Annotated in this window: 6 protein-coding genes; 1 reads left to right on the top strand and 5 read right to left on the bottom strand. The window is 74.2% G+C overall.

The annotated features are described in order from the left end of the window. The 3 genes from OF819_RS04270 to OF819_RS04260 are packed head-to-tail and all read right to left on the bottom strand — an operon-like array spanning position 1 to position 4598. On the bottom strand, positions 1 to 2001 hold the full coding sequence (locus OF819_RS04270; protein ID WP_267241962.1) for an AMP-binding protein: 2001 nt from the start codon (positions 1999 to 2001) through the stop codon (positions 1 to 3). Further along, on the bottom strand, positions 1998 to 3173 hold the full coding sequence (locus OF819_RS04265; RefSeq protein ID WP_267241961.1) for a thiolase family protein: 1176 nt from the start codon (positions 3171 to 3173) through the stop codon (positions 1998 to 2000). The genes OF819_RS04270 and OF819_RS04265 overlap by 4 nt, the downstream gene beginning before the upstream one ends. 6 nt (positions 3174 to 3179) lie before the next feature. Next, positions 3180 to 4598, bottom strand: coding sequence for an MFS transporter (locus tag OF819_RS04260; RefSeq protein WP_267241960.1), 1419 nt, complete (start codon positions 4596 to 4598; stop codon positions 3180 to 3182). 133 nt (positions 4599 to 4731) lie between these two features. On the opposite strand from OF819_RS04260, the gene OF819_RS04255 reads away from it, so the two are divergent. Continuing rightward, complete coding sequence (locus OF819_RS04255) at positions 4732 to 5349, top strand: TetR/AcrR family transcriptional regulator (RefSeq protein ID WP_267241959.1); 618 nt, start codon at positions 4732 to 4734, stop codon at positions 5347 to 5349. 48 nt (positions 5350 to 5397) lie between these two features. On the opposite strand, the gene OF819_RS04250 is transcribed toward OF819_RS04255, so the two are convergent. Then, a complete protein-coding gene (locus OF819_RS04250) occupies positions 5398 to 7434 on the bottom strand; it encodes a phosphocholine-specific phospholipase C (protein WP_267241958.1) in 2037 nt (678 codons plus the stop codon). A gap of 117 nt (positions 7435 to 7551) precedes the next feature. After that, entirely contained in the window at positions 7552 to 10746 is a 3195-nt protein-coding gene (locus tag OF819_RS04245; RefSeq protein ID WP_267241957.1) for a helix-turn-helix transcriptional regulator, read from the bottom strand. Positions 10747 to 10898 lie beyond the last annotated feature (152 nt).

Raw genomic sequence — 10898 nt, 5'->3', positions numbered from 1 at the left:
TCATGGGGCGTCCGCTGGACGGACCGCGGCGAGGATCGCCTCCATGGCGCGGGGGTTGACAAGCGTCGACAGGTCACCGGGCGGGTCCCCGGCAACCAGGTCCCGGATCAGACGGCGCATCACCTTGCCGTTGCGCGTCCTGGGCAGGCCCGGGATGCCCACCACCCTGCTCGGCCGGAACGCGGGGCCCAGCGCCGCCGCCACCCGCTCGCGGATGCACGCCGACTCCGCCTCGGCGAGCGTCCCGTCCGGGGTGACGGCGAAGCACCAGAGGGACTCGCCCTTGACGGGGTGCGGCACGCCCACGGCGGCGGCCTCGACGACCCGCGGGTGGCCGAGCACCGCCTGTTCCACCTCGGCGGGGCCCAGGCGTTTGCCCGCGACCTTGATGACGTCGTCCATGCGGCCGTGTACGAACCACTCGTCGCCGACGCGCGAGGCGAGGTCCCCGTGGGACCACAGGCCGGGCCGCCGCCGGAAGTAGGCGTGGGCGAACCGCCCCGGCGCGCGCCACAGCCCGCGGGTCATGCCGGGCCAGGACTGCTTGACGACCAGCTCGCCCTTCTCGCCATCGGCGGCCGGCGCGCCCGCGCCGTCCACGATCGCGGCGTCGATGCCCAGGCAGGGCCCGGCGAAGCTGCACGGGGACTGCGGCACGGTGGGCGCGGACCCCAGCAGGGACCCGCCGACTTCGGTGCCGCCGCTGATGTTGATGACGGGGCAGCGTTTGCCGCCGAACTCCGCGGAGTACCAGTGCCAGGCGTCCTCGGTCCACGGCTCGCCGGTCGAGCCGAGGATGCGTACGCGGCGGGGCGCGGCCGCGCCGGGCAGCGGGCGGCTCATCAAGGAGCGCGACAGGCTGGGGGAGCTGCCGAAGACGGTGACGCCGTGGTCCTCCAGCAGCTGCCACAGCCGGGTGGGCTCCGGATGGTCGATCGCGCCGTCGTATGCGAGGACGCTCGCGCCCGCCAGCGTGGCGCCGACGGCGATGAGCGGGAACATCACCCAGCCCGGGTCGGTGACCCAGAACACCACGTCGCCCGGTCTGACGTCGAGGTTGTAGCGGACCTCGGAGCCGACCTGCACGGGGAACCCGCCATGCGTGTGGACGGTCCCCTTGGGCCGGCCGGCGGTGCCGGAGGTGTGCAGCAGCAGGAACGGCGCGCCGGCGGGCATCGACACCCGCGGACAGGGCGGCGAGGCGGTCAGCTCCTCCCAGCGCACGGTCTCCGGCCGGGGTGCGGCCCGGCCGGGGACCGGCTTCCCTCCGCCGGTGCTTTTCCCGCCTTCCGCGCTGTGCGGGGGGCTTTCCGCGCCGTCGCGGGTGACGACGACGAGATGCCTGACCGTGGTCGCCTGGGCGGCGGCCTGTCGGGCGATCGCCGCCATGTCGTGCCGTGCTCCGCGCCGGGTCGTGGCGTCGGCGGTGACCAGCACTTTGGCCTGGGCGTCGGAGAGCCGTGCCGCCAGCGCGTCGGCGCCGAAGCCGGAGAACACCGGGACCAGCACGGCCCCCATGTGCGCGCAGGCGAAGAGCAGCTCGAACGCCTCGCGCCCCGGCGGCAGACAGCACCCGACCCGGTCGCCCACGCCGATGTGCAGCCTCCGCAGCCCCGAGGCGATCCTGGCGCAGCGCTCCGCCAGCTGCCGGTAGTCGAGAAGCCCGCCGGTCCCGTCCTCGGTCTCCCAGCGGAAGGCGATCGAGTCGCCGCGGCCCTCGCGGACATGGCGTTCCAGACAGGAGTCGACCAGATTGGTGCGGCCGCCGGGGAACCAGCGGGTCGTCGCGATGCGCTGGTCCTCGCCGCGGATCCGCAGCGGCGGGATGTGCCAGACGATGCCGATGTCCCGCATGGCGTGGCCCCAGAACCAGTCGGGGTCGGCGACGGAGCGCCGCTGGAGTTCGCGGTAGCCGTCGACGCCGAGTTTCCGGCACAGCACGGCGACGTTGCTGTGCTCCAGCAGCTCCTGTGCCGGGCGCCAGGCGTAGTCGGGGGTCATCGGCGGCCGCCCGGGTTCTCGATCAGGGCGGCGATGCCCTGGCCGCCGCCGATGCACATGGCGACCACACCGAACCGGCCGCCGCGGCGGTGCAGTTCATACGCGGCCTTGAGCAGCAGGATCACGCCGGTCGCCCCGATGGGGTGGCCCAGCGCGATGGCGCCGCCGTTGGGGTTGACCACGGCGGGGTCGAGCTTGAGATCGTCCATGACGGCCAGGACCTGGGCCGCGAACGCCTCATTGAGTTCGATCACATCGATGTCGCCGGCGTTCAGACCGCTGCGGCGCAGCAGGGTCCGGATCGCCCCGGCGGGCGCGAACCCCATGATCTCCGGGTCCAGGGCGGTCACCGCCGCGTCGCGCAGCCAGCACAGGGGAGCGACGCCCGGACTCAGCGCCGTACCGCGCTGGAGCACGACGGCGGCCGCGCCGTCGTTGACGCCCGAGGAGTTGCCCGCGGTGATCGTGCCGTCCGCGGCGAAGGCCGGCTTGAGCCTGGCGAGGATCTCTACGGTCGTTCCGGGGCGGGGGTGTTCATCGTGCTCCACCACGCCGTCCGGGGTGCTCACGGGCACGGTCTGGCCGGTGAATCTGCCCTGCTCCAGGGCCGCGGCGGCGCGCCGCTGGCTCTCGGCGGCCCAGGTGTCCTGGCGGATGCGCGAGACGCCGAACCGGTCGGCCACGATCTGGCCGGTCGTCCCCATGGGGTAGCAGCCGAACGGGTCCCAGGTCAGCGAGGCGGTGCCGTCGATCTGCGAGGCCCCCTTCAGTTCGTCGGGCGCGCGTTCGCCGTAGTCGAGCAGCGGCTGACGGGTCATCGACTCATTGCCGCCCGCCACCGCGGTCCCGGTCCCGCCCAGGGCCAGGCTCTGCGCGGCCGACCACACGGCCTGCAGTCCGGAGCCGCACAGCCGGTTGACGTTGTACGCGGGCACCTGGACCGGCAGTCCCGCGGCCAGCGCCGCGCGCCGGGCGTTGAACGCCTCCGGGCCGACCTGGCCGACACAGCCCATGACGACTTCGCCGACCTCGTGTGGATTGACGCGGGCGCGGATGAGCGCTTCCTGGACGGCGAGCGCGCCCAGCCGGTGGGCGGGCATCGAGCGCAGCGCGCCGTTGTAGCGGCCGATGGGGGTGCGGGCCCCCTGGACGACGGCGATGTCGGAGAGCATCGGCACTCACTCCTTCACGGAGGGGAAGGCGGGACGGGCCGCGGCCGCCCGCCGGAGTGCGGCGGCGTCGCGGTCCGGACGGATCAGCAGCGCGGAGACGACCGCGCCCGCGACCAGCAGCCAGGCCGCGACATCGAAGGCATGGGCGTATCCGGCGGCCTCGTGCGGCGCGGCGTCGATGATCCGGCCGGTCACATAGGGGGCGAGCAGGCTGGAGAGGGCGGCGACGGCATACGAGAGCCCCAGGGCCGCGCTGCGCCGGGCGGGCGGGCAGACGTCCGCGATGGCCGCCTGGGTCAGCGGGGTCTGCCCGTTGCCCGCGGAGAACGCGATGACGACCAGCGGCAGCAGCAGCGCGGCGACTGTGACACGGGTGCTGAGCAGCAGACACAGTCCGGCGGCGAGCGGCAGCAGCGCGCCGACGAGGCCCTGGGCGAGCCGTGCGGTCACGCCGCGCCGCAGCAGCCGCTGTGCCACCGCGCCCGCGGTCAGCACCAGGACGGCCATCGCCAGCGCGGGCAGCCCGATGATCCCGCCGATCGCCGCGTCGCTGAAGCCCGCCTGCTCCTCCAGGAAGAGCGGCAGCCAGGCGAAGCCGAGCGCCAGGGTCCACATCACGGCGAAGGCGGAGAAGGTGGCGCCCAGCCAGGTTCCGGTGGTGACGACCCGCCAGAGGCCGACGCCGGTCGTCGCCCGGCCGGTGTGCGCGCCGACGGCTGCGCCGACGCCTTCCGCACGGTGCTCGGCACGGTCCGCGCCACGGCCTTCTGCGGTGTCTTCGCCGGGTGCGGGGCCGGCCGGGTCGAGGGAGGCCGTATACGGTCCGCTGCCGCCGACCCTCAGCCAGACGAGCGTCCAGACGATGCCGACCGCGCCGAGCAGGCCGAACGCGGCCCGCCAGCCGAGGGTGTTGCTCACCAGGATCACCAGAGGGGCGGCCACCATCGTGCCGCCCGCGGCCCCGGCCATCACCACGGCGGAGGGCAAGGCCCGCTCCCGCTCCGGGAACCAGGTGAAGGCGGTGTAGTTGGCCAGCGGATAGCCTGGCCCCTCGCCCGCGCCGAGCACCACGCGGGTGGCGACGAGCGCCCCGAACCCCGCGGCCGGCAGCAGGATCGGCAGCTGGGCCGCGGCCCACACCAGCGCCAGCGCGGCCAGCAGCGGCCGCGCGCGGATCCGGTCGCCGAGGAAGCCGACCAGCACCGCGGAGGCGCTGAACAGCAGATAGAAGCTGCTGGCGATGGTGCCGAACTCGGTGGCGCTCAGCCCCAGATCGTCCCTGATCGGATCGGCGGTCAGCCCCAGCACGGCCTTGTCCGCGGCGTTGATCACGATGAACAGCGCCAGGACGACCAGAACGACTCGGGCGCGGTGCGGCGGCACGCTCGCGGTGTCCGGCCGAGCGGCGGCGGGCTCGATCCTCATGGCGTCACCGGCCCCTCGGTAGACCAGACCCCTGCTGCAAGAACGGAACGGTACCGTTCCGGCATCCCTGGCCGGGAACGTACACCCGAGGGAGGCGGAACGCAACGGTTCCGTTCCGTGTTAATCTCGGATCATGGCCATGAACAGCGAGACCTCGCCCAGCCGGCGGCCCGCGGGCTCCGCGGTCCTGCGGGAGTCCGTGACCGAGACCATCAGACACGCGGTCTTCGAGGAACTCGCCGAGTCCGGCTACGCCCGGATGTCCATGGAGGCGGTGACCCGCCGAGCCGGAGTCGGCAAGGCGGCCCTCTACCGCCGGTGGCCGTCGAAGGAGGGCATGGTGCTCGACCTGGTCTCCGAGGTGGCGGAGGAGCATCTGCCTGCCACGGCGGACTCCGGATCGCTGCGCGGCGACATCGAGCGCTTCATCAGGGAGGCCATGAATGCCCTCCGGCATCCCCTCGTCGCCCGTATCGTCCCCGATCTGCTGGCCGAGTCGACGCGCAACGGCCGGCTGGGCAAGGCCCTGCACGAGTCGGTCATCGTGCCCCGCAGAGTGGCGGTGGCGACCGTGCTGCGCCGCGCCGTGGACCGCGGGGAACTGCCCGCCGACATCGATCTGAGCCTGGCCATCGATCTGTTTGGCGCGCCCCTGTACTTCCGGGTGTTCGCCGCGGGCGGGGCCACCGACGACGCCTATGTCACCCGCCTGGCCAACGCCGTCCTCGCCGGCGTGCACGCCAGCCGCTGACCGCTCGGGGCCGGCCGCCTGCCCGCGCCCGGCCCCGGAGCCCAGGCGTCAGCCCGTCACGCTCGGCGCACCGGTCTCGATATGACCGGTGAAGCGCTGCGACCAGGCCGCGTCGGCGTCGACGGTCACCGTCAGGTCGTACCAGCCGTTGTGGTACGCCACGGCGTTGAAGTAGTCGTCCACGCTCCCGCCCGCCGGGACCGTGTAGGTCCACGGCCCGTCCGAGCGGTAGTGGTTCGCCGTGATGGTGAAGGTGACCGGCGCGGTCGAGGAGTTCGTCATCGAGAACCAGATCGCCAGTCTGCCTGTGCCGCTGTGCACCGCGTAGTAGCTGCGTACGGACATGTCCTTGCCCGCCGTCGTGGCGTCGCCCCGGAAGCGGCGCATCAGCCGGTTGGGGCCGTACATGCTGATGTCGTACCGCCCGTCGCCCCAGCCCGAGCCGACGTTGAAGTAGTCCTCCGTACCGTCGCCCGCGTCCACCGTGTACTGCCAGGGGGTGCGGGAGCGGTGCGCGTTGGGGTGGATCGAGAAGTGGGCCGCGCTGCGGGCGGGAGCGCCCTCGTTGGCCATGGCGAACCAGGCGAGGATCTTCCCGCCGGAGCCGAACTCCAGCCGGTCCAGATAGCCGTTGGCCTGGTACGGCAGCGGTCTGGCGGGCCGCACCCCGGGCTCCTGGTCCGGCAGCCGGTTGTCCTGCGGCGCCGGATTGGGCACGCCGTTGCACGCCGAACCCAGAACGGACGTCGCGGGCAGCGCGGGCAGCCCGTAGACGGGGGAGGAGAAGTCGAACAGACCGGTCAGATCCCCGCACACCTTGCGGCGCCAGGCGCTGATGTTGGCGCAGGAGGCGGGCTTGCCGACCGCCGCCGTCCACTGCTCCAGGAACCGGATCACCGACGTATGGTCGAAGACCTCGGAGCTGACCCAGCCGCCGCGCGTCCACGGTGAGACCACGATCATCGGCACCCGGAAGCCGAGCCCGACCGGCTGGCCGCCGATCACCAGCTCGCCGTCCGCCCCCGCGTGCGGCACGGGCGGCGGGACATGGTCGAAGTAGCCGTCGTTCTCGTCATAGTTGAGGAACAGCGCGGTGGAGTCGAACACGTCCGGATCCGCGTTCAGCGCCTGCAGCACCATGTTCACGAAGTGGTGGCCGTCCCCGGGCGGACCGCCGGAGGGGTGCTCGGAGAACTCGGCGTCCGCCACGATCCATGACACCTCGGGCAGCGTCCCGGCCAGCACATCCGCCCGGATCGCGTCCGCGATGGCCTCGTGCGTCGGCTTGGAGCCCGGCACCGACGCCATCCCGCGGTCGTACAGCGGATCGCCCGGAGCGGCGTCGGCGAACCGCCGGAAGTACGCCAGGCCGTTGTCGCCGAAGTTGTCCGACGCGCGCTGGTAGACCTTCCAGCTCACCCCGGCGTCCTGGAGATCCTCCGCATACGTCCGCCAGGTGCAGCCGTGCAGCTCGCCCCCGTCGTAGTGGGTGCTGTCGATCTTCCCGCTCCACAGGTACGCGCGGTTCGCGCCCGTGCCGCTGAGCGCCGAGCAGAAGTAGGCGTCGCACAGCGTGTACGCGTCGGCCAGCGCATAGTGGAACGGTATGTCCGCGCGGTCCAGATACCCCATGGTGCGCACCCCGCCCACACCCGCCGACCAGTTGTCCAGCAGCCCCTTGTGCCAGGCCGCGTGCTGGGTGGACCAGGTATGGCCGAGACCGTCGCTGCACTGCGCCAGCAGCCGCGGATCGCCTCCCGCGCTCGCCCCCAGCGACCAGGGGTGCTGCCGTGACGCACCGTTCGGCTGATCGAACACGCTGCGGCCGCCCTCCAGCAGGACGGCGCTGCGGTCGGCGAAGCCGCGTACGCCCTTCATCCGGCCGAAGTAGTGGTCAAAGCTCCGGTTCTCCTGCATCAGCACCACGACATGCCTGACGTCTGCGAGCGTGCCCGTGCCCGTGCCCGTGCCCGTGGCCGACGGCGCGGCTTCGGCGTCCCGCGCCCCGGCGATCCCGGCCGCGGGCAGCCCCGCCGCCCCGATCGCCGCGGTGGCGGCCGCTCCCAGGAACTTCCGACGATCCACCGGTTGACCCCTCCATGAAGAAGACAGCACGTCAAAGGTCTTGGCGCGGACCAATGACGCATGGCGGGGACAGCCTGGTGGGGTGCGGGGGAGAGGTCAACGGCGATGGGGGAGTGTTCAGTGAACGGCCACCGGGCGTTGGCCCGGCCGGGCACTCAGCGCGGTCGCCAGCTGCGCCCGCGACCGCACATCCAGCTTCTGGTAGATCCGGGTGAGCCGCGCCTCCACCGTCTTCACGCTCAGATACAGCCGCGCCGCCGCCTCCTGGTTGCTCGCCCCCTGGCCCACCAGCTGTGCCAGCCGCAGCTCGGCCTCCGTCAGCAGTGACAGCGCACCGCCGTCCGCGGGCGTCGCGGCCTCGGCGCGGCCCGCGCGCGAAGGACGCGCCGGACCCTCCACGGCCAGCTCCAGCCACGGCGCCGCCCCCGCCCGCTCGAACACCGAGGCGGCCGCGTGCAGCGCGTGCTGCGCCGCCGACCGCCGCCGGCGACGGCGCTCCACCCGCGCCAGCGCAATCAGACAGCGCCCCTGCTCCAGCGGCAGACCGTGCGCGGCGAACTTCTCCGCCGTCTGTGCCAGCAGCCCGGCCGCCTCCTGAGGTTTGCCGCCCGCCGCCAGGCACAGTGCGTACACCCGGTCGAAGCCGAGCAGCACCGTCGTACGGCCCAGCCGCTCGGCCACCGGCCCCGCGTCCGCGAGCAGCTCCTGGGCCTCCTGCAGCGCGTCAGCCGCCAGCAGCGCCTCCGCCAGCTCCTCGTGCCAGCGCAGCATCGACGGGTCGACGGTGCCCTGGGCGTTCTCTTGCTCCTGCACCCGGCGCAGCGTCTCCAGCGCGCCCGTCACATCCCCCGTCGCCAACTGCACCCGGCCCAGGGCGTACAGACTGCGGGAGAGGAAGACATGGTCGCCCTCCTCCTCCGACGCCTGGGCGCTGCGCCGGGCGTAGCTCGCGGCGCGCGCGAAGCTGCCGCCCGCGGTCTCGGCCACCGCCAGCGCGAACCACGCGGGCCCCGGTGACAGACCGGCCTCCAGCGTCAGCGCCAGCGACCGGCCGGCGTGGGACAGCGCCGCCGCGCACTGGCCGCGCCGCGACTCCACCTCGGCCAGCGTGCGGAACAGCTCGATGGAGTCCTCGACCGGGCCGCGCCGCTCCACCAGCGGCAGCAGCGCGTGCAGCCGGTCGCGGGCCTCGTGCAGCCGGTCGTCGAAAAGGGCATGGCGGATCGTCAGTATCTGCGCGGTGTTGCGGATGCCGAGCGGCCGGTCCGTCATCTCCAGCGCACACGCCTCGGTGAGCGTCGCCTCGGCCTCCGGCGCGCCCAGCACCCGGTCCATCCTGGCCTGCTGCGTCAGCGCCTGCGCCGCGGTGTGCCGGTCGCCCGCCGAGGACGCGAGCCGGGCGGACTCCACGGCGGCGGTCCGCGAACGCACCGGATCCCCGTCGGCGAGCACGTATTTGATCGCGAGCCGCAGCAGCACCGCCGCACGCAGCCCGGGATCGCCCTCGGAGTCCTCCATCGCATGCACATACAGCTCGTCGAGATCGGTCAGCCCCTGCCCGGCCGTGTCCAGCACGGCGAGCCGGGCGCGCACCCGGTCGGCGGGCTCGGCGTCGCGGGCCAGCAGATCGCCCGCCGCGCGCAGCGCCAGGTCGGCGCGTGCGGCGCGTGCGGCCTCCTGCGCGGCGTCTGCCAGCCGGGTCAGCCGCCGGTCGGCCGGGATGCCCGGCGTCGACTCGGCCGCGAGGAGGGCCAGTTCGGCGGCGAGCGTGCTGTTGCCGAGTCTCCGCGCGGTCCGCGCTGCCTCGGCGACCTCGGCGGCGAGCTGCTCGTCGGGGGCGTCGGCGGCCAGCGCCCGGTGCCGTACGGCCTCCACCGGGTCGTCCGCCACGGTGGCCAGCGCGGCGTGGCCCTCGCTGCGCACCGTCCAGCTGGTGTCGTGGACGAGCGTCGAGGGCAGCAGACCGGCGGTGAACGCCACCGTCCCGTCCTCCGCCAGGGTGACCAGACCAGCCCGCTCCGCGGCGGCCAGCTCCGCCTCGGCGTCCGGGCGTCCGGCCCGCCGGATCAGCGACGCGGTCGGCCGCAGCGCAAGCGCTGCGAGCAGCAGCGAGGCCCGTACGGCGGGACAGGCGGCCGCCAGCATCCGGCGCGCCAGATCCCGGGCGCGCCCGGACAGCGGCAGCGCCTCCGCGTGGTGCACCGGCGTCGTGGCGTCCGCGAGGGACCGGCCCACGGCGAGCGCGAGCCGTGGATTGCCGCCGCTGGCGCGGTGGATGCGGCCCGCCATCCGGGAGGGCAGCCGGTGGTGGACGAGGAGTTCGGCGATCTCGTCGGCGTGCAGCGGCGGCACCAGCAGCACATCGGCCTCGGACGGCACCCACAGGGGGAGTCCCGCGGAGTCCGCGGCCGTCGACGCCGTGTGAGGCTCCGATCCCGCAGATGAGAAAGCGCCGTACGCCGCGAAGGCGCGGTCTGAGTCCCCTCCCGGACCGGGTGCGCCGCCCTCGGGGGCCTCCGGCCCGTCCGGCGTGCGGCACCCGTCCGGCGTGCCGAGCCGGGGCGGACCTGCGTCCGGGCCGCGGCCGCTGCCGTCGGGCGCACTGGGGAGGCTCTCTGCCGCGGCACGGCCCCCGGGGCCCTCCGGACGGCGCGGGCTCGGCGACGGCCCGGCGCCGTCGTCCGGCATGGCGTCCCGGCGTGGCGCGCCCTCGGGGCCGTACCTCTCCAGCGGCCTCAGCCGTTCCCCGCCGGCGGGCGGATCCGGGGCGTACGGCGCGGGGGTCTCGGCCGCGAGCACCCGCAGTTCGGGCGGGGCGAGATGGAGTGCGAAGCGCAGCAGGTCCGCGCTGTCCGCGTCGATGAGCTGCACGTCGTCGATGACGAGCAGCACGGGACCGTGAGCGGCGAGGGTGCGCAGGATGCGCGCGACGCCCAGCCGAAGCGCGATGGGGTCCCAGCCCGCGTCGGGGGCCTCGGCCTCCCGGCAGAGCACCGCGACCGCGGTCCGCTGCGGCTCCGGAAGCCCGTCCAGCGCGAAGGCGGGCACGGAGGCGACGAGCGCGGCGGCGGCCGCGCCGGGTATACAGCGGTCCGCGGGCTGCGGGGCGAGCCACAGCACGGTCTCACCCAGCGCCCCGGCACGCGCCGCGGCGGCCTGGGCGACCTCGGTCTTGCCGACGCCGGCGGCCCCGGTGAGCAGGGCGCGCCCCCGGCTGTACAGCACACCTGCCAGGCGGTCGAGGAGGTCGGCCCGTCCGACGGGCGTGGCGCGCTCCGGTGTCGGCTTCACCTGGCCCACCCCCTCCGGCATGCGCGGACCCCCTGCCCCCGCGCGTTGTGCAGAGGATACGAACTCGGCCAGCGGAATCCAGGCCCCTTGTCCGCCATGTGGACTCAAGGGGCTTTCCCGGCCGGGGCAGCCGGACGGGGCGCGCCCGCGGCGAACTGCCGTAGACACGCCCC

Origin of the sequence: Streptomyces sp. PR69, from assembly GCF_026420845.1 — a bacterium.
Classification (GTDB): Bacteria; Actinomycetota; Actinomycetes; order Streptomycetales; family Streptomycetaceae; genus Streptomyces.
The sequence above is the reverse complement of the archived record's forward strand: the minus strand, read 5'-3'. Positions and strand labels throughout refer to the sequence as shown.

Coding starts and splice junctions, on each gene's coding strand:
- OF819_RS04245 (WP_267241957.1), bottom strand. CDS start 10,746: ATGCCGGAGGGGGTGGGCCAGGTGAAGCCGACACCGGAGCGCGCCACG.
- OF819_RS04255 (WP_267241959.1), top strand. CDS start 4,732: ATGGCCATGAACAGCGAGACCTCGCCCAGCCGGCGGCCCGCGGGCTCC.
- OF819_RS04265 (WP_267241961.1), bottom strand. CDS start 3,173: ATGCTCTCCGACATCGCCGTCGTCCAGGGGGCCCGCACCCCCATCGGC.
- OF819_RS04260 (WP_267241960.1), bottom strand. CDS start 4,598: ATGAGGATCGAGCCCGCCGCCGCTCGGCCGGACACCGCGAGCGTGCCG.
- OF819_RS04270 (WP_267241962.1), bottom strand. CDS start 2,001: ATGACCCCCGACTACGCCTGGCGCCCGGCACAGGAGCTGCTGGAGCAC.